The organism is Bradyrhizobium sp. A5, assembly GCF_042076515.1.
Lineage (GTDB): Bacteria > Pseudomonadota > Alphaproteobacteria > Rhizobiales > Xanthobacteraceae > Bradyrhizobium > Bradyrhizobium cosmicum.
This window is the reverse complement of the sequence record NZ_CP148990.1, coordinates 2,689,642-2,710,732: the sequence shown is the minus strand read 5'-3', so window position 1 is coordinate 2,710,732 and position 21,091 is coordinate 2,689,642. Positions and strand designations below refer to the sequence as shown.

The window sequence follows — 21,091 nt, the reverse complement described above, 5'->3', positions numbered from 1 at the left end:
ACGACCAGCTAAATCACCCCGGATAGGCCCAAATTGCCATATTCGGGGACCCATGACACAAGCAAGCCCATGAACGATCGAAAATTCGGCCCGAAAGGTCGCCGCGGCGGCGGTAAGCCCTTCAAAAAACCCGGGAAATCGGCCGGCCGGCCGACTTGGCGCGAGCGCGATTCGGACCCCGACGGGCCGGTCATCCTCTATGGCTGGCACACCGTCACGATGGCGCTCGCCAATCCTGCGCGGCAGATCCGCAAGCTGACGCTGACCGAGAACGCCGCGAGGCGGCTGGCGGACGAAAACATCGAAACCCGCGTCCCCCCCGAGATCGTCCGGCCCCAGGAGATCGACCGGCTGCTGTCGCCCGACGCGGTGCACCAGGGCCTGCTCGCCGAGGCCGATCCCCTGCCCTCGCCTGATATCGAGGACCTACAGCTCGATGGCATGGTGCTGGTGCTCGACCAGATCACCGATCCGCACAATGTCGGCGCCATCCTGCGCTCCGCCGCGGCATTCGCGGTGAAGGCGGTCGTGACCACCGCGCGCCACAGTCCGGAGGCCACCGGCGTGCTGGCCAAGGCCGCCTCGGGCGCGCTCGAGCTGGTGCCGATGGTCACCGTGCCGAACCTCGCGCGCGCGCTGACCGAACTGAACGAGCGCGGCTTCCTCACCGTCGGCCTCGACAGCGAAGGCGGCGAAGATCTCAGCGAGGTCACGCTGCGCGAACCGCTCGCGCTGGTGCTGGGGGCTGAAGGCAAAGGCCTGCGGCAATTGACCCGCGAGACCTGCAGCATCGTGGCGCGGCTCGACATGCCCGGCGAGATCAAGAGCCTCAACGTCTCGAATGCCGCCGTGCTCTCGCTCTATGTCGGCGCGAGCCGGCTCGGGCTGATGAAGCGGTAGAGCGTTTTCGAGCGAAGTGGATACCGATTCGCGTCAAGAAAACGCGAAAAAATAAGATCCAAAAAGCAAAACGCCCGCCCGCATGATGCGGACGGGCGCTTCGTTGGCTCAACCGATCAGGCGATCAGTAATAGCGGCGCAGCACGCGGTGACCGCCGTAGTACGGCGCGGGCGCGTGGCGATGGGCGTAGCCGTAGCGCGGGCCGTAGCCGTAATGCGTGCGCGGCAGATAGCCGGCGCGCGGGCCGTAGCCGTAGCGATACGGACGGTAGTACGGGCGGCGATAGGGATAGGCGGCAGCGCGATAGCCGTAACCGTGGCCATAGCCACGGCCGTAGCCATATTCGGCGGGCGCAACGACCGCGTCCTCACGGTAGGTCGGATACGGCGCGAAGGCGCCCGGGCCGGTATAGGTCGGGCCCTGGTTGACGTAATAATACTGCGTGGTCAGCTCGGCGAGACGCTCATAGGCGCCGTAACCGTAGCCACCGCAACCGGTGTTGCAGCCGGAATAGACCGGCGCGACCGGCTGGCACGGATTGAAGCCGCAGGCAGCAGCCGGCGCGGCCCCGACGAACATCACGGCAGCCGCCGCGACCAGTCCCGAAATCATCTGACGCATTACTCTCTCCTGTTGATTTCCGTTTGTTGGATTTTGACGTTTCTTGACCCGGCGACCGCCGGGCACTTCAGCGCGGCCGACGGTACCGCGGAGTGTCGTTGATCTCAGGCGCAAGGATCACCGCCGGCGGATTGACGGGGACGTCCATCTGCGCCGGCAGCGGCGCGGATCGCGCGCTCCAGCTCTCGCGATAAGTCTCGGCCGGCTTCGGCAATTTGCGGTTCGCGGGCGGCTCGACCTCGAGCCGGCCATAGCCCGGCCGCAAGCCCAGCGTCGGATAATAATGGCCGACGTCCTCGGGCTGACGCTCGGCGACATAGCGCCCGCCATAGATGGTGGGCTGCACCTGGACGTTCTTGCCGAGGCCCCAGACACCCTCGACGACGCTATAGGACGCGTCGATATTGTTGATGATGATCGGCACGCCGGGACGGCCGGGCACGACGATATCGAAGCCGCCGCCGGCAAACGCCGTCGCGGGCAGTCCGATCAGAAAGGCAGCGAGCGCAAATGCGCGCATGACGGGATCTCGTTTATCCGGCCCGCAACGTAACCGATCACGACGCACAGAGGGTTAAGGCCCCTTCACCAAATGCCGGTAAGCCTAACACAGCAGGATCGCATGCCGCTCAAATGCGGCAACGCGCGCTAGTGAAGCGTTAACGTGCCCCGCGCGCACTGGAACACGCGCTCACATCCGTTTGACCCGCGGCAGGAAAATAATCGAGCTGTGTCACCGGAACATCCGCCGCCGCCGGCATTTAGCCCCCATCAATCAAATGGGAGACAACAATGACGAAGATGAAGCTTCTCGGCGCCGTCGCGGTCGCATCGACCATGCTGGCAGGCTCGGCCATGGCGCAGGCCGTGATCACCAATCCGGCCCGCTGCTCGGCCCAATTCCCCAACGCCAATTGCCAGAATCTCGGCCCGGGCAATCCCTACACCGACAGCGGCACCCGCCAGCGCCGCGCGGCCTATCGCCAGAGCAATGGCGACTGGAATAACGACTGGAACAGGAGCCGCACCGGCTTCTGGCCGACCGACGTCGCGGCCGGCGTCGCCGGAGCGGCGGTCGGCACCGCGGCTGCGATCGCAACTGCGCCTGCCCGCGCCTGGGACAACAGCTACGCCTATGACGATAGCTGGGACAATCGCGGTTGGAACAACCGCGGCTGGGACAACCGCACCTACGGCCAGCGCAACGGCTTCGTCTGCACGCCCGGCACCTACTTCAAGGGCGAGGACGGCCGTCCGCATCTCTGCCAGTAAGCAGACATCATCTGAGCGAGACCGGACAGGCGGCCCTCGGGCCGCCTGTTTCATGCCCGTGATCCATCGCCGGGTTCTGGCACTTTCCAGCCAAGTCTGATATTGCGACGCGCACGGGCGGACAGCCCCGGCGGATGCCGGCTCCTGCCCGCATTCAAGCGTCGCCGGCTTAGCTCAGCGGTAGAGCAGCGGTTTTGTAAACCGAAGGTCGGGGGTTCAATCCCCTCAGCCGGCACCAGCGTTCGACGCGCAGCCTTCGCGCGCAACGGCGCCGCAACTGCATCTGGCCTCGATCAGCGCCGGCACGATGTCGATGCCGGTGTAGTCGCAGCCGAGCGCGACGCGGCCGATCCAGCCGGCATCGCCGCAGGGCGCATCCAGCAGCGAGCGCGCGCCGAGCCGTTGCAGCAGGGAAGGAAGCTCCTCCCGGATCGCTTCTGTCGCCGGGTCCTCCGAGCCGAGGCCTGAGACCGAACTGGCCGCGCCCCAGAGGTTCGTCTTCTCGATCCGCTCGAACCGCGCCGCAAGATCGAGGCCGGCAAAATTCTCGCGATCGGCGACGAAGCGGTCGTGGGCGAGCACGGGTGGACGTTTCGCGATCATCGGGCGGACCTCAAATCAGGATTCCGTCGTGACCACACTAACACGTCGTGCATCCGGAATCTCCATCCCGTCATGCTCACGCCGGCTTCTGCCACTCCATGATGTGGAAGTAGGGCACGCGGCGATGGCGCGCATTTCTGTCGGGATCGCCCCCTGTCGGCTCCGGCTCGACGAACAGACGCAACTGGAGGCCGTGATCGAGCAGCAGCGTCATGTAGGTGCTGAGCGGACGGTGCCAGTTCTGGACGCGGATGCCGCGCCAGCTCAGCCAGTTGCAGCGTTCCTCCATGTAGTGATCGATGGCAAATCGCAAGACGCCGTCGCCGTCACGCGTCCAACCCTCGGGCGGCCCCGCGGTATTGAAGCTGGTCAGGTTGGCGATCAGCAGCGTTCCGCCTGGCCGCAGCGCCGCCACCATCTTCGCGATCGCCGCGGCGAGATCCGGCATGTCGATCAGGCTGAGATAGCTGACGACGAGATCGAATTCCGCATCGAAATCCATCGCCTCGGCGCGGCCGAGCCGATAGTCGCCACTTGGGTCCAGCTCCCTGGCGCGCGCCAGCAGCGCTTCGGTCGGATCGATGCCGGTCGTGCGGATGCCGGCACGCTGCATGAGACGGCAGAAACGCCCTTCCCCGCAGCCGACATCGAGCGCAGTGCGGAAGCCTCGCCCTTCGACCCGCGCTCGCATCGGCGCATCCAGCACGAAGCGGCGACCGTAGTCGCCCTCCTCACCCTGCTCGACGATCCAGGCGGCCGCGGACGCGGCCCAGCCGTCGCTGACATCCTCGTTCATGGGCAACCTTCGGACATGGATGTTGGCCGCGCGCGTCGCGGGCGCGGCTACAGACCACAGATTGGATCAGAGTTCAACATCAGGTAGATTGCAACACCGATGCACTCCACCACTCCCAGAGAGAAGGCCAAGATCATTGCCGGCGCGGCAACGGCCGTCATCATGACGGCCGTGCTGTTGATGTTCGCTCCTGGTGTCCTGCTCGCGCGTTAGATCGCGGGTTCGCGGCGGACGGATACCCACCGCGAATGCTTACGCCGCGCGCACCGTCCGCAGGAATTTCCCGACTTCGTCCTTCAGCCGGTTGCTGTCGGATGCCAGCATCTTCGCGGTCGAGAGCACCTGCGAAGAGGCCGAGCCGGTCTCGGCCGCGCCGCGCTGTACGTCGGTGATGTTCGACGAGACCTGCTGGGTGCCGTGAGCAGCCTGCTGTACGTTGCGCGAAATCTCCTGGGTCGCGGCGCCCTGCTCCTCGACGGCCGCGGCAATGGTCGACGACACTTCGGACAGACGCTCGATCGTCGCGGAGATGTCGCGGATCGCGTTGACGGAGTCCTGCGTCGCGGACTGGATGCCGGAAATCTGCTGGCTGATCTCGCCGGTCGCCTTCGCGGTCTGCTCGGCCAGCGTCTTCACCTCGGCGGCGACGACGGCGAAGCCGCGGCCGGCCTCGCCGGCACGCGCCGCTTCGATCGTGGCGTTCAGCGCCAGCAAATTGGTCTGGCCGGCGATGGTGTTGATCAGTTCGACGACGTCGCCGATGCGCGTGGCCGCGATCGAGAGCTCGCTGACCCGTTCGGTCGTGGTGCGGGCCTGGGTGACGGCCTCGCCCGCCATCCGCGCGGATTCCTGTACCTGCCGGCTGATCTCGTTGACCGAGGAGGACAGCTCTTCCGTGGCGGTCGCAACCGACTGCACGTTACCGGTGGCTTCGCCCGACGCGGTCACGACGACCGAGGTCAGTTCCTGCGCGCGCTGTGCGGTGGTGGCGAGCGTCGAGGACGACGCCTCGAGCTCGGTAGAGGCCGAGCCCACCGTCTCGATGATCTCGCCGACCGCGCGTTCGAAGCCGTCGGCAAGGTTGACCATGTCGCGGCGGCGCTGCTCGGCAGCCTGCTTCTCCGCTTCGACCTGGGCTGCCTTGAGGCGTTCGACCTCGAGCGCGTTGGTCTTGAACACTTCGACGGTCTTGGCCATGTCGCCGATCTCGTCGCGGCGGTCCTTCTCGGGCACCTCGGTCTTGAGATCGTTGCGGGCAAGGCCCTCCATCGCGAGCTTGAGCCGGGCAATCGGCCGGGACATCGCGTTGAGGCCGATGAAGAGTGCGATCGCGATGCCGATCAGAAGGCCGCCGGCGCTGACGCCGAGCACGGCCCAGGTCGCGGATTTGGCGTCGCGGTTAATCGCTTCCTTGCGCTGTGCAACAACCTTCGAGACTTCAGCCGTGAATTTCGCCACGCGATCCAGCGACGCGTCGATCAACGGATCGCATTCCTTGTGCGCGCGTTCCGCAGCCCGCGAATTCTCCTCCGGGCTGGTCGCCTGCGAGCCGGCCTGAAGCACGGGATCGCACCCGCCGAAGACGGCCTTCAACTGGCTGCTGATGCTCTTGATCTCGGTCGCGCGGGAGGGATCATCCTTTTCCGCCGCATCGAGATATTGGGTGATCTCGTTACGGTTCTGGTTTGCGGTCTTGAGACGATTGGCGTTGCCTGCTTCGGTCGCTTCGGTGAACACCGCATAGAGCGCGGCATGATAGGTCTCGATGCGGCGCTGGGCCCGCGTGATGTTGAGCGCGGCCGACTGTGCGGCATCGAGCTCTCCAAATCCGTCGACGGTCGCGGAGAGCTCGCGGGTGCCGAAAGCGGCAACTCCGACCATCGCGCAGCCCATCACGGCCACGATCAGCGCTACCTTCCACACGATCTTCAGATTGTTCAAAAAGCTCATTCCAGCCGTCCAATGATTTTATCCGGTCCCCAGCGACCGAAGCAGTCCCAGCGACGCCATTGGAACCGGCGGGCGTTAAAATTTGATACCAAATGACAGGGGTACTCTTACGGAAAAACAACCATTTCAAGCTCGATCGTAAGCTTCGCGTAAGCTTCAGCCGTTCTTGGCAGCACTGGTTCTCTTTCGCCTGCCCGGAACCAACTGCGCGACCAAGTCGTTCTTGGCGCATGCGGATTAGAGAAGAGAATCGAAACATATTCCTGCTGGCGACGGTGACGCTGTTCTGTGGCGTCGTGGCCGGCACCGTGACGCTGCTCGAACCGGTGTTTGGGCAGGCGCCCGCGAAGGTCTCGGAGAAGCAGGTCGCCGACGGCAGGCGGTGGGATGTCGCGGCCCAGCCGCCGGTCCGGGTGGTCGGCGGTCCCGTGTTCGTACCCAACGTCGATCCGCGCCAACGCTAGCTCAGGTCGGGGATACCTCCGGCCGCTCGTCGCGGCGGCCATGGGACCGCGCCAGTTCTTCGACGAACGCGATCACCTCCGCCCGCTTCTCGGGCGGCAGCGACAGGAAGGCGCGGATGAGCCTCAAGCCCTGCGCCTCGTCCGATGGGTTGGTCTTGGCATCCATGCCCCACTTTCCGGCGATCGGGAAAAATATGCAATCCCCCGGGGGTATATTCTTGATTCGGCCGGCCAACTTTGCTGGAATGGGGCCAACAAAGGTGCCCCATGAAGTGGATCAGGGAACGCGACGCGCTGATCGCGCAGACAATGGCCTTCGTCCAATCGGTCACCGGCAAGAAGGATGGCTACCATCCGCCGGAGATCCCGACGGATGCGGCCGTGTGGGTGGAGACCGCCGCGGTCGAGACGGTGACCGTCGAGACCTTCACGGTCGAGGTCGAGCCTCCGAAAGCTGCCCCGCCGCCCCAACCGGTCGCGGTCTCGCCGCCACGGGCGAGCGGCGATTTCCGCTCCGAGATGCAGGCCCGTATCGCCAATTTCCGCAAGCATCAGGAACGGTTCGAGCGCGAGCGCGAGGAATATTGCGCAGCCACCCTGACCAAATTGCGTGCCGCCATCCGCGCCCCCTCTGTCCGCCCGGAGGCGGACAAGTGAGGCGAGCGACCGCCTCACAGCCGGGCGCTTAGAGGCAAGACCTCATAGCCGGGACCTTATAGCCAGGACCACACCAGCCAGAGGTTGGCCGCGCAGGCACTGAGCAGTGCCAGCGTGAGGGGCAGCAGCATGTGCCCGCAGGAGGTTTTGAGCTCGGTCGTCATGGCCGAAAACATCCGCTGATTCCGCCAAACGAGTCCCGGGGATTCTTTTTTCTGGGATTCAGGACTCGTTTACGACTCAGGCCCTGCCGCCCTGATCACGCCCCCGTGATCGCTTGCAAGGCCGGAACCCGTCCCGCTTCCGGTCGTTAACGGGCTTTCCGGGAGCGGAAAGAATGCCCTACGCCCTGTTCTGCAACGACGCCCAACTCAGCAAGGCCTATCCGGATGAGGCCGACGTCTGGAAACTCGCGCAGCGGAGTGGCCTCGTCGTCGATGTCATCGCAGACAACGACCGTCCCGGGCCGCGCCGGGTGCTCGACAATGATTACAAGATCAAACCGTGCCGGGCCGCCCAAGGCGAGGACCCCGCCAAGAACAAGGCCGAGGCCGAGCGCCTGTCCAGGATGGAGCTTGAGCTGAATTCCTGAGGTGCGGCGGAAAGCCGAAGAGATCGAAAGGGCAGATCTCAGGGGGTCGCGGTCGCCAGCGAGGCCTGCTCGCCCGCCAGCACCACGCAGGCCTTGCGGCGGTGCAGCCCGCGGATCGCGCCGGTGACCTTGAGCACCTTGCCTGACGGGCAGGAAGCATCCTTGACGAAGGCCACCTCATAGGGCGCCAGCATCAAAGGCTCGGACTTGAGGATTGTCTGTGCAGCACAAGGCAAGGAAATGAAGCACGAGAGCGCTACTGCCGACACCAAGATACGCATGTCCGTCGTCCTACCAGCCCGGTAATTCTCATATAACGCGTTCCGGAGCGCGAGTTCCCTAGTCCGCAAAAATTATTTTTGCTTTACCCGCGCCTCATGACGCCCGTGAGAAAGCGCGCGTCCGACCGTTTGCTTGCAAATGACGCGCCAGATGGTTCACGCAAAGCAAACAAGGGGCCAAACCCGAGCCTGGCAAACGAAAGGCCGGCGGGAGCCGGCCTTTGTCAGATCGTGAGCGTTGGCCGCGCTCAGTAGCGCGAGGCTGCCGGGCCGCCCCAGCCGAAGCGGTAGTTCACTCCGACCTTGACGGTATGCTCGTCGTCCCGGCCCCGGACGCCGACAACGTCGGCCGGACCGGAGGTAATAGTCGTGCTGCCGAAGTTGTAATACTGGTACTCGGCCTTGGCCGACCAGTTCGGTGCGAACATGTATTCGAGGCCGGCGCCGACGGTATAGCCGTCCTTGTTGTTGCCGGTGGCGGTGAAGGGCTGAGCGACGCCGGCGACGTTGACGCCAAGGCCGCCATTGCGCCAGGCGTAACCGCCCTTGGCGTAGAGCAGCGCCGGGCCCCAGGTGTAGCCGAGGCGGCCCGTCACCGACCCGAGCTGGTCGGTATTCGACGTCACCTGCGTGCCCAGCGGGAACGTGACACCGTTGTTGTTGGTCGGCAGCCAGGAATACTGGGCCTCGATACCCACGACCCAGTTGGGCGCGAACTGATAGTCGAAGCCACCCTGCACGCCGCCCAGGAAGCGGGCGTCGCTGGACTGGAAGCTGCTGTCACCGGCGAAGGCGCCGCCGACATGGCCGCCGATATAGAAACCGGTCCAATTGTAGATCACCTGCGGCGGCGTATAGGCCGGAGCCTTGGTGTAGGTGCGCGCCTGCATGTCGGCTGCTGCGGCCGGCGCGGCCAGTGCAAGCAGAGCGGCTGCTGCGCCAAGCAAAATCGTCTTCATGGTCATCCCCGTTCTTTCAAAATCGACACTCAGGAAACAACGTGGCGTGATTTAGGTTGCTTCGCGGCGATGCCGGAACGTTGATCGTTCGTGACTGTGACGGCGCGGCAACAGAGCGATTTTGTTCCGTCACGTCTGCTCGCGCCGACAGATTTTGTCGCCGGCGCAAAGTCTGCCGTAACGATTCGTCGCAAGGCCAAACCACCCGTTCAAAGCTCGCCGAAATGTGATCCAGCGGCTCCGGCGACCTGTGTCTTACCACCGGGCGATGAAGGTCGGCTTTGTGCTACCGCGTCATCTTTTCGAGTTCCGGAAAGGGTCCGTAAACCGCGCCGGCGCAGAGCTCGCTGGCCTTGTCGACAACGCGATCCGCCCTGCCGTTGACGAACACCACCGCGCGCTCGCGCATGCCCTTGTAGCTGCCGTCGGTCTCGCGCGGGGTGAAGCGCAGGCAGCTGACAAAGAACTGCCGGCCGCCGAGCTCACGCTGTATTGGATCGGCCATGCTGGCCTCGCGCACGGCGACCGGATTGTTCAGATAGGCGCGCATCAGGGCGACCGTATCGCTGCGGAAATTGTCCGGGAACGGCTGCGGACCGCCGGCCTGACTCCCGCCGATCAGGGACGGACGGTCACCGTCGCTGCCGAAACATCCCGCAAGCGCCAGCGGCAATGCCAGGATCATCGCACGTTTCGCCAATCGCCCCACAGGTCACGCTCGCCGCTCAATCAGACCCGGAGACGTCCAGCCCCAAGGTTGCGATGATGCATGTCTAGAGGTGTTTTGCCCGACGAGTCAACCGGATTCGTAAAATCCGCAAATCGACAGACGTCAAACCATTGATATGTCTATCACCGGCTACTGTGCATGGGGTTGTTTTCGAGGTTCTGGTTTGTGGTCGCGCATCGAAGGCAATTCGCCTGCCGCATCGGCGCACCGGCCCGCCGCCGGCGCCTGCGCTTTCGCGCAGGACGCCGAGACGACGGGCCGGGCCTGAATTCCGCACACGGCGACGGGGCAATGCTGGATGCCGCCGCGCGGGATCAGTCTTAGCTGCGCTTGTCCGACGTCGCCGGCTTGGTCACGTCCGGCTGCGCGTTCAGCGGCTTCTTGGCCAACACCTGCTTGTGATGATGGCGATGGGTACGCACGGTCTTGTGCTGGTCGGGCGTGACCGCGGCGTTGGCGTTCATCGCCTTGGTATCCACCTTGGCGTCCGCCTTGACGTCGGCAGCGGCCTTCGCGTCGGTCGACTTGACGTCGGTTGCCTTCGCATCGGTTGCCTTGGCATCGGCCTTGACGGCCACGTCGGGTTTCGCGGCGATGGTCGACGCCTTGGTCTGGCTCTGGTCCGCCTTGATCACCGGCGCAGTCGTGGTGGTCTTGCCGACCTCGGCCGCGAAGGCCGGGGCTGCGATCACAGAAGCGGCGAGCAAGGCTGCGGAAATGGTCTTCAACATGGTTGGTCTCCTCTTGGAAGGATCTTGAGGCGGCGCCCTCTCGTCTCCTCTTCGATCGTAGGCGAGAGCCTAGGAGCACCGCGCTGAACCCAGTCTGAAGCCCCTTGCAGGCTCCCGTTCATCTCGATGACAAGTTCGTCATTCACGCACGGGACGGGAATGTTTTTGGCGGATGGGTGTTCCGGTCCTAGGGCAATCGTGTAGGATCGCCACGTTCCATTCGGGAGAACTTAGATGCGCAAACTCTCTACGCTTCTTGTGCCGGGACTCGTCGCCATGACGCTGGCGGCCGGGCCGGTTCTGACCAGCGCCTATGCCGCGGGCAGCGACGAGCCCTCCTCTCCGCCGAAGTCGGACGACTCGTCCAAGAAGGGCAAGAAGAAGAGCTCCTCCGTCAGCGATCCCAAATTCCTGGCTGCCTATCGCACCGCCTACACCACGATCTACGACAACCACGACTACACCGGCGCGATCGGCCAGTTGAAGTCGCTCAACCGCGACGACGTCGCCGATGTTGCCAACTTGATCGGCTACTCCTACCGCAAGCTCGGCAACTACCAGTCGTCGAAGGTCTACTACGAGCTGGCGTTGAAGGATGATCCGAACCACGTCCGCACCTGGCAGTATTACGGCCTCTGGCAGCTCGAGCAGGGCAACCGCGAACAGGCGCAGTATCATCTGAACAAGATCGCCTCGCTCGCCGGCACCGACAGCTCCGAATATCGCTCGCTCGCCGCCGCGCTCGACAAGCCGACCGGCGCGACGCTCGTCTACTGAAGACATCGCGTCTTCGGACCAAATGAGCGGGCACAACCTCGAGGTTGTGCCCGTTCCGCGTTCTCGGCTAGCCTTGGCGCACGAATACTCCCTGAAATTGGTGCGCAATGGATACGTGGCTGCGATCCGCGATCGACTACATCTCTTCCTGGATCGAATTCCAGCAGACGACAATCCAGCAGCCCGGCGTCATCGTCGCGTTTGCCCATCGTGGCCAGGTTGTTGCCGAGCATGCGTTCGGCCTCGCCAATCTCGACACCGGCGAGAAGCTCACGCCGCGCCACCGCTTCCGCATTGCCTCGCACTCGAAGAGCTTCACCTCGGCCGGCATCATGAAGCTGCGCGAGCAGCGCAAGCTCCGGCTCGATGATCCCGTCGGCCAATATGTCGACGGCTTGCATCCGCGCGTTGCCGAGACGACCATCACGCAGCTGCTCTCGCACACCGCGGGGCTGACGCGCGACGGCGCCGATTCCGGCCAGTTCATCGATCGTCGTCCGTATCTGAGCGCGAAGGAGTTGCTCGCGGAGCTGCAGCTGCCGACCGCGATCGAGCCCGGCACGCGCTTCAAATATTCCAACCATGGCTTTGGCCTGCTCGGTCTCGTCATCGAAGCCGTGACGAAGGAGCCCTACTCCGTCTGGATCAAACGGGAGATCGTCGAGGCCGCAGGCCTGCGCGAAACCGAGCCGGACGCGCCACTTCCCAAGGGCGCATCGTTCGCGCGCGGCCACACGCGAAGGGTTCCACTTGGCGAGCGTTGCGTGATCCCGGGCGACAATCCCACGCATGCGATGGCGTCCGCGACAGGCTTTGCCGCCACCGCCGGCGATACGGCGCGCTTCTTCGCGCAGCTTGCACCCAACGCCAGGAAGAGCGTGCTGTCAGTGGCGAGCCGCCGCGAGATGACACGGCACCATTGGCGCGTCCCGCAAAGCTTCGAGAGCTACTACGGCCTGGGCGTCAACGCCGGCAAGATGGATGGCTGGGACTGGTTCGGTCACAGCGGCGGTTTCCAGGGTTACATCTCCCGGACCTGCTCCATCCCGGCTTGCGAGCTCGCGATCAGCATCCTCAGCAACTCCATCGACGGCGCGGCGCCGTTCTGGATGGATGGCGCCATGCAGATCCTGCGCGTCTTCAAGACCCGCGGCGCGCCCGACCGGCGCCTGCGCGACTGGAACGGCCGCTGGTGGACGCTCTGGGGCGCGAACGATCTGGTCCCGGTAGGCAACCGCGTGCTGATCGCCAACCCGCAGTTCAACAATCCGTTCATGGATGCCGCCGAAATCGAAGTCACCGGCCGTGACACCGGCAAGCTCGTCTCCGCCGCCGGCTATTCAAGTCATGGCGAGCCGGTGCGCCGCGTCCGCGACGCGCGCGGCAAGGTCAGCGACGTCTGGATCGCAGGAGCCAACGTCAAGCCTGCGAGCGTCGTGGCTCGCGAAATCGAGCGGAGATACAAGCCGCGCAAGCGCCGGCCTATTCCCTGATCAGCGCCTCGACCTCGCTCCGAAGCGCCTGCCGCGCCCCGTCGCGCGAATAGAACATGTGGCCGCCGGGATAGACGACGAACTTCACGCGCTGCGTCGCGAACGCCGGCAACTGGTCGAGCACCCGCTTCGACCCGAAATAGGGCGTGGCAAGATCGAACAGGCCGTGCGCAACCAGCACGTTCAGCTTCGCGTCGGTGGCGAGGATCTGGCGCAGATCCGACACGGACTGCGGCGGGTTGATGCCGCGGCCGAAATCCCATTGGCCTTCCACGGCCCCGTTCAGGACTTCATAGGAGCCATCCGGCCGCCAGTTGAGCTTGCGCGTCAGCACGTCGACCGCAGCACTCGTCAACGGCGCCTGGAGCACATCGCCCGAAGGGTCGCCGAAACGGGAGTTACCCGAATCCGGATAGGGATCGAAGCCGCGCACCGAGGCATCGTAGCGCCCCGTCACCTTGCCGTTCCTGCGATCGAACTCGCGGCGGAATTCGCCGACGTCGAAGCGGCCGGCGAGCCTGCGGCTCACCGTCTGGTCGATGCCGGTGAGCTCGGCGACCTTGTCGGCAAGGCGATTGGTGGCCTCCTTGTCCGCCTCGCCCTTGACGAGATCAGCCAGGAATTCGCCACGCGCGTAAGCTTCGACATCGGCGAGATCGGCGCGCTTCACCGGTCCCTTGACCTCACGCGCGACCGCCACATAGCTCGGCAGCGTCGCGACATATTGCAGGAGGCTCGTGCCCGTGAACTCGCGGAAGTCCAGCAACGGCGACACCAGGATCAATCCCTTGACGCCGACGCCATGCTGGAGCTGCAGCTGGCGCACGACCTTCGGTCCGCGAATGCCGCCATAGCTCTCGCCCGCGACGTATTTCGGCGAGGTCAGCCGGTCGTGCTTCTCCAGCCAGCGGCGGATCACCAGCGCAATCGCATTGACGTCGCCATCGACGGAATAGAAGGACTTGCGCGCATCCTCGCCGCTCGCGACGAAGCGGCTGTAGCCGGTGCTGACGGGATCGATGAAGACGAGATCGGTGAAGTCGAGCCAGGTTTCCGCATTCGGCTTCACCTCGGGCGAAGCCGAGGGCGACAGCGCTTCGCCGTCTAGCGGCAGCCGCCACGGCCCGGCCGCGCCGAACTGAAGCCATGCGGAGGATGCGCCGGGCCCGCCGTTGAACAGGAACGTCACGGGGCGCGTCGCGCGGTCGGCGCCGGTAAGCTCATAGGACGTCGCGGCGATATCGGCCAGCGGCTCGCCCTTGCCGTCGAACACGCGGATCGAGCCGGCGGTCGCGGTGAAATCGAGCGTGCGGCCGGGCAGATCGAGCGTCTGCTTCGTGGTCGAATCCGGCGGCAGACGGTGCAGCTCGGCTGCCGGCGAATTCTGCGACGCGCTTTGCGCGCCACCGCCGCGCCCGCCTTTCTGTCCGGCCGGCGCAGACGCCTCGGAGCGCGGCTGCGGCGGATCGTCCGCGCGCGCCAAGCCTGCGAATGCGAAAGTCGACACCGCCAGCACCAGGGCCGCATGGCGGAGCGCCGGCAAACTCGTGATCATGATCGTCTCCTTGCCCGGCTCTCTGAAGACCGCTGCGTGCCGAAAGGCTAGCGAGGAATTGCGACGGTTTGGGGGATCACCGGCCCGGCGGTGCCCGAACAGCCCGATCGGACGGAAATCGACCTGGTTTGCTCCTGAATCGGGATGAACAACCGCCCGTTTGCCTTGAGCAGCGGTCCTCCTCGACAATGCAGGCCCAGGTCGTATAGACGAGCCCGGCGGACCTTTCTCCAGCCAGCGGCCCTGCCCGGAAGCCATGACCAAGCCAGCGCGATACGACCGGATCGCCTTCGTCGCCAGCCCGAGCAACGAGGCGCAAGTGGCCTTCGGCCAGCTCAGCAGGGAGTATGGCAATTGCGACCCGAACGAGGCTGACATCGTAGTCGCGCTCGGCGGCGACGGCCTGATGCTCCAGACGCTGCACCAACACATGCACACGGGAAAGCCGATCTACGGCATGCACCGCGGCACTGTCGGCTTCCTGATGAACGAATATTCGACGGTCGATCTGCGTGGGCGTCTGGAAGCCGCGCATGAATCCGAGATCAATCCGCTGCTGATGCGTGCGACCGACGTCAACGACCGCGTCCACCTGCATCACGCCATCAACGAAGTCGCTCTGTTTCGGCAGACCTACCAGGCGGCGCGCCTGCGGATCCTGATCGACGAGCGCGAGCGCATGCCGGAGCTGATCGCCGACGGCATCATGGTGGCAACGCCGGCTGGCTCCACGGCGTACAATCTGTCGGCGCAGGGACCGATCCTGCCGATCAACGCGGCCCTGCTCGCACTGACCCCGATCAGTGCCTTCCGCCCGCGCCGCTGGCGCGGCGCGCTGCTGCCGAACACGGCCTATGTCGTGATCGAGGTACTGGAGGGCGACAAGCGCCCCGTGGCGGCGGTCGCCGACCACGACGAGGTGCGCGATGTCCGCCGCGTCGAGGTCCTGTCCGACAAGACCATCTCGATGCGCATGCTGTTCGACCCCGGCCACAGCCTGGAAGAGCGTATCCTGCGCGAGCAGTTCGGCTACTGAGCTCCAGCGCGCGGCTCACTAGCCGCATGGCTGAATTTGTTCGAGGCCGCCCGCCATTGCGGGATCGCCGAGCAGATCAAAATCCCTGACCACGGAAACGAAGCTCTTGGTCTCCGATGTCATAAGATAGATCGCTACTGGCAGCGATGCCTGCGGCGCTGCATTCCTACGGCAGAATTCCTTCGCTGCGACGCCAAGCCCCATCGAACCGCGTTTGCCTTGCTTCCCCTGCTCGACCATCGAGGCGCGCAGCGCCTCGAAGCGTGCAGCATCGGCCGACGACAAGCGATAGGCGTAGGTTGACGAGCCCCGCGGCGGCGCCGGCAGGCCCGCGCGATCTCGCGCGTCGCTCATCTCCACCATGGCAAAACTCGTCTTTCTCTCGGCGTCGCCGGCCACTTTGGTGACGACGTCGAGCTTGACGCCATCCGAACGTGGCCGCAACGCCTCGGGCAATTGCACGGCGACGCGCAGCATCGACAAATCCGTCGTCCTGGCATCGATGCGGGCCAATCGCGGGATCGACGTCAGCGGCACCGAGCTGCAACCGCCGAGCACAAGCGCAGCCGCGCTCGCAAGAACGCGCGCCAGGCGGTTCATCGCAGGTATCTCCAGTCTGGACTTGAGGAAGTGGCTAGGCCGATTTCCGGCCGATCGCGCGGGGTTCTAGAGAGCCGTTCGCGTTGTCAGGGACATATTCCAGGATATCGCCGGGCTGGCAGTCGAGCACGGCGCAGATCCGCTCCAGCGTGTCGAAGCGAATGCCGCGCACCTTGCCCGACTTCAACAGGGAGACGTTTGCCTCCGTGAGCTCGATGCGCGCCGCGAGCTCACGCGACCTGATCTTGCGTTTGGCCAGCATGACGTCGAGGTTGACGATGATCGGCATGGTCAGATGATCTCGCTGTTCTCGTGCCACACCCGAACGGCATCTGCCATCACGGTTGCGAACGCGACGAGCGCCAGGCCGCTCAGCAACGACAGCACCTGCGACTGTTCGATGCCGAACATGACCACGAGCTGGCCGGATTGATTGGCCCGTGTCAGGTTGAGCGTGGTGAGCATCTGCACCAGCGGAGAGATCAATGCATTGACGATCAGCGCGAGGCCCATCCGGCGGATGCGCCAGGCATTCTCGGTCACAAACACCTCGCCGCGTGCGAAACGGGAGAACAGCATCGAGAGCTGCAGCAGGGCGTAGATCACAGGCGCAAGGCCGATCATGCTGATCAGCGCGCCCACGAAGCGCGTACCGGGATTGAGCGTGAACTGCCGTGCTCCCAGCGGGGATTGCGTCGCGATCCAACGCCATAGCACCTCGTCGCTCGACCATAGCAGGGGCACCGCAAGCACCCCGCCGGCGACGCAGACGAGCGCGCCGACGCTGACGATCCGCCCGATGCGCCGCAAGCGCGGCTCCGCCGGCACAGGAAAAGGAAACACGATCACGCTCATCGGAGTATCTCCGCTCCATTCAATGTTTTTATTGTTTTACAATAAAAAATGGCGGAATTACGATATCACTACCTCCTGATCGTCGCTACGCATTCTAAAAATGCACCGGCAACCCTTCGTTAACCCCCTGCGCGATATGGTTAACGAAGGTTGACCGCTCTGGCCCAGGCGTCATGTTCCGCATCGATTTCAACAAACTGCGCTTCCTCATCTGCGACGACAATCCGCACATGCGCCGCATCCTGCGGACGCTGCTGCATTCGTTCGGCGCGCGCGAAGTCTACGAGGCCGAGGACGGCGCCACCGCGCTGGAAATGTACAGCCACTACGTGCCCGACATTGTCATCGCCGACTGGGCGATGCCGATCTTCGACGGGCTCGAGCTCGCGCAGATGATCCGGCAGCCGGAATCCAAGGGCAATCCTTACGCGCCGATCATCATGCTGACCGGCCATTCCGAGAAACGCCGTGTCACGGTCGCGCGCGATGCCGGCGTCACCGAATTCCTGGCCAAGCCGATCTCGGCCAAGGGCCTCTATCAGCGCATCCTCAACGTTGTCGCCAGTCCCCGGCCCTTCATCAAGACCAAGACCTATTTCGGTCCGGACCGGCGCCGCAACACCAGCTCCGCCTATATGGGTCCCGAACGCCGTGTCGGCGAAAAGCACGAGGTGCTGCAGCAGCCCTCGCTGCTCGACAAGGCGCGCTCGTCCATCTAGCGCAACGTCTCACTCGATCGGGCAGACATCATGGCGAAGAACAGCGCAAGGGACATCGAGGTCACGGCCTTCGCCACGCATCAGGTCATCACGCAGCCCAATCCACTGCGGAAAGTCCTGCGTCGGGTCGATGAAAAGGACATGGACGATCCGGTCGCCCGCGCCGAGCAGGCGCTGGCGGATCTCTCCGGCGAGTTCAAGGGCTGGATGGCGACCGAGGTCGACCGGCTGTTTGCCGCCTACGCCACCATCCGCAATGACGGCTTCACCAAGGCAAGTCGCGACGAGCTGTTCCACGCCGCCCACGATATCAAGGGCGACGCCGCGACGTTCGGCTATCCGGAAGCGGCGGGGATCGCCGAGAGCCTGTGCCGCGTCATCGAGCACGCGCCCGACCTCGCACGGGTGCCGGCCGAGCTGTTCACGCATCACATCAACGCCATCCTCGCCATCGTGCACGAGAACACCAAGCTCGACAGAATCAGCGTCTCTGCCGAACTCAGCCGCCGCCTCCGCAAGGTCGCCGATGACTATCTTGCCGACGTCAACCGCGATCGCCCCGAGCATCTCGAGGTGATCCTGGCGCCGAGCATCGTGCCGGCGGAGTAGCTCTGTACTCGTTATTGCGAGCGCGAGTGTCGTAGAGCATGAGAGACAATTCGATTTATGCCGTTTTCGAGCAAGCTAAGTCGTTGATTTGACTCACATCGAAATCGCAGAAAGTCGAAAGATTCACATCCTCGTAGGGTGGGCAAAGCGAAGCGTGCCCACCAACTAATATAAGCTGTGCGGACAAATGGTGTGCACGCGCTTTGCGCCTTTGCCCACCCTACGGCATCTCGATCGCTACGCCGCAATCAGATCATCAAAAGCCGGATCAATCGCATCGTCCGCGACCAGCTCGTCGCAGAACAACCTTGCCTCTTCGCGCGCCGACTCCGTGGCGAAGCGGCGGAGCAGGACCATCAGCGGCTCAGTGGCGCCGCGATCGGTCTCGCAATGGGTGAGCACACGCTCGACCATGCGCCGGCGCAGCCGCACCGCGCCGTCGTCGCTGTCGACGAAGCCCTGCTCGTGACATGCGTCGAGCGCGACCTGGAATGCCGCGAAGGTCGCTTCGGGCAGGCCCGCGCGGCGGAGCAGCGCATGCAGGCTGTTGCCGCCGCGATCGTGCAGCAGCGCAGACACGCGCGCCCGGGGCAGATCGGCGAGCTCGGCAAGCGCCGCGTCGAACAGGTCGAGATTGCTCGACAGCAGCGCGCGCAGGATCAGGCCAGCGGTGAGCTGGCCGGTGATGCGCAGGTGCCGCACCAAGCCCTGCATGTCCTCGCCGCGCGAGCGCGCCGCAATGTTCATGGTGGAACGGTCGCGCGCCTCGGCCGCGATGCGATCGGCACGATCGGCGCTCAGCCAGTTCCGTGCCACGACGAATTGCGCAAGGGTCTCGGTGAGCTTGGCCACCAGCGCTGCGCGCGTGGCAGCCGGCAGATCCTCCAGCACCAGCATCGCCTCGCGGATCGCAGCGAGATGACCGTGACGCTCGACGATGCGATCCCAGGAGAACGGCGCGAGCTCGGCATGGGAATTTTCGATCAGCTCGAGCGCCGCCGCCGCGCAGCCGACTTCGGCAATGGCGGCGCAGACCGACACCGGCAGCGCGATGCGGCGGGCGACCGCGCACTGCACCTCGTCATTGCCGGTGGCGACGATGTCGACGAGATCAGCGTCGATCAGGAGCGGAGAATGTTCGAGCACGGGCAGCGCCACGGTCGGCTGGTCCGCCGACAGTGCCCGCACGATTGTCGCGGGCGCCTCAATGCTGCGCGCAAACGCCTCGGCCATCGCCTGCCGCACCAGCGGCGAGGGATCGTCAAGCAGCATCAGCAGCGCGCCTTCGGCCGCGACGCGGTCGTCGTGGGAAAGGTCCGAGATCAGCCAGGCCCGGGCCAATGCCCGTGTCGCCTCGGCCCGCTCGCCTGCGGGCGCCGTCCTGATCCAATTGATGAACTGCCGAACGATCATGGTGCTTCCGGCTTACGCAACGACGACGAAGCGGTGACGGCTTGTCACCTGCAACACAAAATAAACCACGACGCTTAACAAAGCGTTCACCATAACCGGCTGGTTTTATTGACGTTTTGTTAAGGGAACCGGGACGGTCGTTGCTCTCGCCCAGGACGCAGGACAGCACGCAGTGATGGGCTGCCCAGCCGGGGCCATAATTCAGAGAGCGCGGCGCCTGCTGCTTTGGTCCCGGTTCTGCGCAGCAGCGCTTTCGCGCCGCAACGCGTCCGAGACACGCGACCTGATTAACTCGAGAACGTGCCGCTGCGATCGCTGAAGAGATCGAGCGGTTGCGGCGGTCGTACGTCGGGCGTCGCCGACGCGACTGACGTGAGCGAGGCGTTGTTGCCCCACAATTTCTGCACTGTGGTCGAGACCGGCTGGGTGGCGTCGCCAGGCTGGTAGATCGAGCGAAACACCGGCGTGACCGGCGTATTGTCCGCGACCGTCGCTGGCGACGGCGCGCCCACCGGCGTTACGGCACGCGTAGTGGGGAAGCTCTGGAGATAGGCGGCATTGTCGATCACCGGCGCAGTCGGCTGCACGCCGTTGGCGCTCGCAACCTGTGTCGTTGGCGGCGCGCCGCCATACATCGCCATCGCGCTGCGGGTCGTCCTGGAATTCGCGGCGCTGGCGTAGCGCGCGTCCAGCACCGAATAGACTTCGGAGACGCTGCGGGCACGGCCGTCCTTGGCATAGAAGATCGAGCGGTTGGCGGATGCCGCATTGGGAAACAGCCGCGCGCCGACCGCTTGCGGATTGTCTTCGGCATTGGCGATCAGTTTCGCGGCGCCGCCGACGCCCATGAAATGCGCCATGTAGAGTTCGCTGTCGGACGGCCTGCGGCCGAGCAGGCCCGTGAGTTTGAAGCTGTTCGACTGCGTCAGCGCCGCGGCCATGCTGGACGCGGCCTCCGGATCGTCGCGCAGCTTCATGATCGACCGCTTCATGGCGGGATCGTCGACCGTGTAGGTGCCCGACGACGTCCTGGTGATCGCATCGGAATAATTGCCATAGCCAAGCTGTGTGCCCGCCTCCTTGACCGTGCCGAGCCAGGTCTGGTCGATGAACTGGTAGAGCCCGTGCGCGGAGGATGTGGTGGCGCCCGCAGTCGGATCGAAATCCGATTCCATCTTGGCCGTGGTCAGCATGTATTGGAAGCTGACGCCGGAAATGTTCGAGGCCTGCTTGATCGCACCGGCGACACGCGCCCCCGACGGATCGAGAACCGCCGTCTGCGACGCACTGGAATTGTCGACCGACATGATGGAGTACCCGCCCCGTGCGGCGTTGAGCGGCGCCGGCAATTCGGACGCCCTGTCGTCTCACCGTGGGACAGGTATGGTTAATGCGAGGTTAATTCGGGGGGCGGCCCGTCCCCGAGTCATTCCGGGGCATCGCGTCAGCGATGAGCCCGGAATCCATTTGGCCGCAC

At 64.7% G+C, this 21,091-nt stretch carries 25 protein-coding genes, 1 tRNA gene and 1 pseudogene; 11 read left to right on the top strand and 16 right to left on the bottom strand.

All coding sequences use genetic code 11. The annotated features are described in order from the left end of the window. Positions 1-69 precede the first annotated feature (69 nt). Positions 70-900 carry a 23S rRNA (guanosine(2251)-2'-O)-methyltransferase RlmB gene (rlmB, locus tag WHZ77_RS12925; protein WP_375314005.1) on the top strand — a complete coding sequence of 277 codons (831 nt, stop codon included), beginning with the start codon at positions 70-72 and terminating at the stop codon, positions 898-900. A 124-nt stretch (positions 901-1,024) separates the two neighbouring features. Here the strand turns inward: rlmB and WHZ77_RS12920 are convergent, their stop codons facing one another. Together WHZ77_RS12920 and WHZ77_RS12915 are read right to left on the bottom strand one after the other, a co-directional pair. Next, a complete protein-coding gene (locus WHZ77_RS12920; RefSeq protein WP_375314004.1) occupies positions 1,025-1,522 on the bottom strand; it encodes a hypothetical protein in 498 nt (165 codons plus the stop codon). A gap of 67 nt (positions 1,523-1,589) precedes the next feature. Beyond that, a complete protein-coding gene (locus tag WHZ77_RS12915) occupies positions 1,590-2,042 on the bottom strand; it encodes a hypothetical protein (RefSeq protein WP_375314003.1) in 453 nt (150 codons plus the stop codon). Between the two features lie 272 nt (positions 2,043-2,314). On the opposite strand from WHZ77_RS12915, the gene WHZ77_RS12910 reads away from it, so the two are divergent. Together WHZ77_RS12910 and WHZ77_RS12905 are read left to right on the top strand one after the other, a co-directional pair. Then, positions 2,315-2,794: a hypothetical protein gene (locus WHZ77_RS12910; protein ID WP_375314002.1), complete on the top strand. Its 480-nt coding sequence runs from the start codon at positions 2,315-2,317 to the stop codon at positions 2,792-2,794. Positions 2,795-2,957: 163 nt separating this feature from the next. Next, positions 2,958-3,032 (top strand) — tRNA-Thr (locus tag WHZ77_RS12905). A gap of 47 nt (positions 3,033-3,079) precedes the next feature. Here WHZ77_RS12905 and WHZ77_RS12900 read toward each other — a convergent pair. The 3 genes and pseudogenes from WHZ77_RS12900 to WHZ77_RS12890 all read right to left on the bottom strand — a co-directional run. Next, positions 3,080-3,397 (bottom strand): annotated as a pseudogene (locus WHZ77_RS12900) (class I SAM-dependent methyltransferase); the annotation flags it as partial. A 76-nt stretch (positions 3,398-3,473) separates the two neighbouring features. Continuing rightward, on the bottom strand, positions 3,474-4,193 hold the full coding sequence (locus WHZ77_RS12895; protein ID WP_375314001.1) for a class I SAM-dependent methyltransferase: 720 nt from the start codon (positions 4,191-4,193) through the stop codon (positions 3,474-3,476). A 252-nt stretch (positions 4,194-4,445) separates the two neighbouring features. Beyond that, positions 4,446-6,143, bottom strand: a complete 1,698-nt coding sequence (locus WHZ77_RS12890) for a methyl-accepting chemotaxis protein (protein ID WP_375314000.1) — start codon at positions 6,141-6,143, stop codon at positions 4,446-4,448. A 230-nt stretch (positions 6,144-6,373) separates the two neighbouring features. On the opposite strand from WHZ77_RS12890, the gene WHZ77_RS12885 reads away from it, so the two are divergent. Continuing rightward, on the top strand, positions 6,374-6,607 hold the full coding sequence (locus tag WHZ77_RS12885) for a hypothetical protein (protein ID WP_375313999.1): 234 nt from the start codon (positions 6,374-6,376) through the stop codon (positions 6,605-6,607). A gap of 1 nt (position 6,608) precedes the next feature. Here the strand turns inward: WHZ77_RS12885 and WHZ77_RS12880 are convergent, their stop codons facing one another. Next, the gene (locus WHZ77_RS12880; protein ID WP_375313998.1) at positions 6,609-6,773 is read right to left on the bottom strand and encodes a hypothetical protein; all 165 of its coding nucleotides are present in this window, start codon (positions 6,771-6,773) and stop codon (positions 6,609-6,611) included. Between the two features lie 101 nt (positions 6,774-6,874). On the opposite strand from WHZ77_RS12880, the gene WHZ77_RS12875 reads away from it, so the two are divergent. Then, on the top strand, positions 6,875-7,264 hold the full coding sequence (locus WHZ77_RS12875) for a hypothetical protein (RefSeq protein ID WP_375313997.1): 390 nt from the start codon (positions 6,875-6,877) through the stop codon (positions 7,262-7,264). Between the two features lie 337 nt (positions 7,265-7,601). After that, entirely contained in the window at positions 7,602-7,856 is a 255-nt protein-coding gene (locus WHZ77_RS12870) for a hypothetical protein (RefSeq protein WP_375313996.1), read from the top strand. A gap of 38 nt (positions 7,857-7,894) precedes the next feature. Here the strand turns inward: WHZ77_RS12870 and WHZ77_RS12865 are convergent, their stop codons facing one another. The 4 genes from WHZ77_RS12865 to WHZ77_RS12850 form a co-directional block, all read right to left on the bottom strand. After that, positions 7,895-8,137 (bottom strand): hypothetical protein, encoded by a 243-nt coding sequence (locus tag WHZ77_RS12865; protein ID WP_375313995.1) that lies wholly within the window; start codon positions 8,135-8,137, stop codon positions 7,895-7,897. Positions 8,138-8,385: 248 nt separating this feature from the next. Continuing rightward, positions 8,386-9,096, bottom strand: a complete 711-nt coding sequence (locus WHZ77_RS12860; protein WP_168213723.1) for an outer membrane protein — start codon at positions 9,094-9,096, stop codon at positions 8,386-8,388. A 286-nt stretch (positions 9,097-9,382) separates the two neighbouring features. Then, positions 9,383-9,781, bottom strand: a complete 399-nt coding sequence (locus WHZ77_RS12855) for a hypothetical protein (protein ID WP_375313994.1) — start codon at positions 9,779-9,781, stop codon at positions 9,383-9,385. Between the two features lie 365 nt (positions 9,782-10,146). Beyond that, positions 10,147-10,557 carry a His-rich protein BRANT gene (locus tag WHZ77_RS12850; protein ID WP_375313993.1) on the bottom strand — a complete coding sequence of 137 codons (411 nt, stop codon included), beginning with the start codon at positions 10,555-10,557 and terminating at the stop codon, positions 10,147-10,149. 234 nt (positions 10,558-10,791) lie between these two features. Here WHZ77_RS12850 and WHZ77_RS12845 point away from each other — a divergent pair, with 234 nt between their 5' ends. Together WHZ77_RS12845 and WHZ77_RS12840 are read left to right on the top strand one after the other, a co-directional pair. Next, positions 10,792-11,334 carry a tetratricopeptide repeat protein gene (locus tag WHZ77_RS12845; protein WP_375313992.1) on the top strand — a complete coding sequence of 181 codons (543 nt, stop codon included), beginning with the start codon at positions 10,792-10,794 and terminating at the stop codon, positions 11,332-11,334. A 107-nt stretch (positions 11,335-11,441) separates the two neighbouring features. Next, on the top strand, positions 11,442-12,827 hold the full coding sequence (locus tag WHZ77_RS12840) for a serine hydrolase domain-containing protein (RefSeq protein ID WP_375313991.1): 1,386 nt from the start codon (positions 11,442-11,444) through the stop codon (positions 12,825-12,827). Here WHZ77_RS12840 and WHZ77_RS12835 read toward each other — a convergent pair. Continuing rightward, positions 12,817-14,382 carry a S10 family peptidase gene (locus WHZ77_RS12835; protein WP_375313990.1) on the bottom strand — a complete coding sequence of 522 codons (1,566 nt, stop codon included), beginning with the start codon at positions 14,380-14,382 and terminating at the stop codon, positions 12,817-12,819. The genes WHZ77_RS12840 and WHZ77_RS12835 overlap by 11 nt on opposite strands. 256 nt (positions 14,383-14,638) lie before the next feature. Between WHZ77_RS12835 and WHZ77_RS12830 the strand changes: the two genes are divergently transcribed. Further along, positions 14,639-15,418, top strand: coding sequence for an NAD kinase (locus WHZ77_RS12830; RefSeq protein WP_375313989.1), 780 nt, complete (start codon positions 14,639-14,641; stop codon positions 15,416-15,418). An 18-nt stretch (positions 15,419-15,436) separates the two neighbouring features. Here WHZ77_RS12830 and WHZ77_RS12825 read toward each other — a convergent pair whose 3' ends face one another. From WHZ77_RS12825 to WHZ77_RS12815, 3 genes are all read right to left on the bottom strand, one after another. Continuing rightward, a complete protein-coding gene (locus WHZ77_RS12825; RefSeq protein WP_375313988.1) occupies positions 15,437-15,895 on the bottom strand; it encodes a hypothetical protein in 459 nt (152 codons plus the stop codon). Between the two features lie 157 nt (positions 15,896-16,052). Beyond that, positions 16,053-16,307, bottom strand: a complete 255-nt coding sequence (locus WHZ77_RS12820) for a helix-turn-helix domain-containing protein (protein WP_375313987.1) — start codon at positions 16,305-16,307, stop codon at positions 16,053-16,055. Positions 16,308-16,309: 2 nt separating this feature from the next. Further along, the gene (locus WHZ77_RS12815) at positions 16,310-16,873 is read right to left on the bottom strand and encodes a DUF2975 domain-containing protein (protein WP_375313986.1); all 564 of its coding nucleotides are present in this window, start codon (positions 16,871-16,873) and stop codon (positions 16,310-16,312) included. 173 nt (positions 16,874-17,046) lie between these two features. Here WHZ77_RS12815 and WHZ77_RS12810 point away from each other — a divergent pair, with 173 nt between their 5' ends. Together WHZ77_RS12810 and WHZ77_RS12805 are read left to right on the top strand one after the other, a co-directional pair. Further along, on the top strand, positions 17,047-17,592 hold the full coding sequence (locus tag WHZ77_RS12810) for a response regulator (protein WP_015685263.1): 546 nt from the start codon (positions 17,047-17,049) through the stop codon (positions 17,590-17,592). A 30-nt stretch (positions 17,593-17,622) separates the two neighbouring features. Continuing rightward, positions 17,623-18,201: an Hpt domain-containing protein gene (locus WHZ77_RS12805; protein WP_375313985.1), complete on the top strand. Its 579-nt coding sequence runs from the start codon at positions 17,623-17,625 to the stop codon at positions 18,199-18,201. 237 nt (positions 18,202-18,438) lie between these two features. Here WHZ77_RS12805 and WHZ77_RS12800 read toward each other — a convergent pair whose 3' ends face one another. Together WHZ77_RS12800 and WHZ77_RS12795 are read right to left on the bottom strand one after the other, a co-directional pair. Next, complete coding sequence (locus tag WHZ77_RS12800) at positions 18,439-19,614, bottom strand: DUF2336 domain-containing protein (protein ID WP_375313984.1); 1,176 nt, start codon at positions 19,612-19,614, stop codon at positions 18,439-18,441. 287 nt (positions 19,615-19,901) lie between these two features. Beyond that, positions 19,902-20,963 carry a lytic transglycosylase domain-containing protein gene (locus WHZ77_RS12795; protein WP_375313983.1) on the bottom strand — a complete coding sequence of 354 codons (1,062 nt, stop codon included), beginning with the start codon at positions 20,961-20,963 and terminating at the stop codon, positions 19,902-19,904. Between the last annotated feature and the right edge of the window lie 128 nt (positions 20,964-21,091).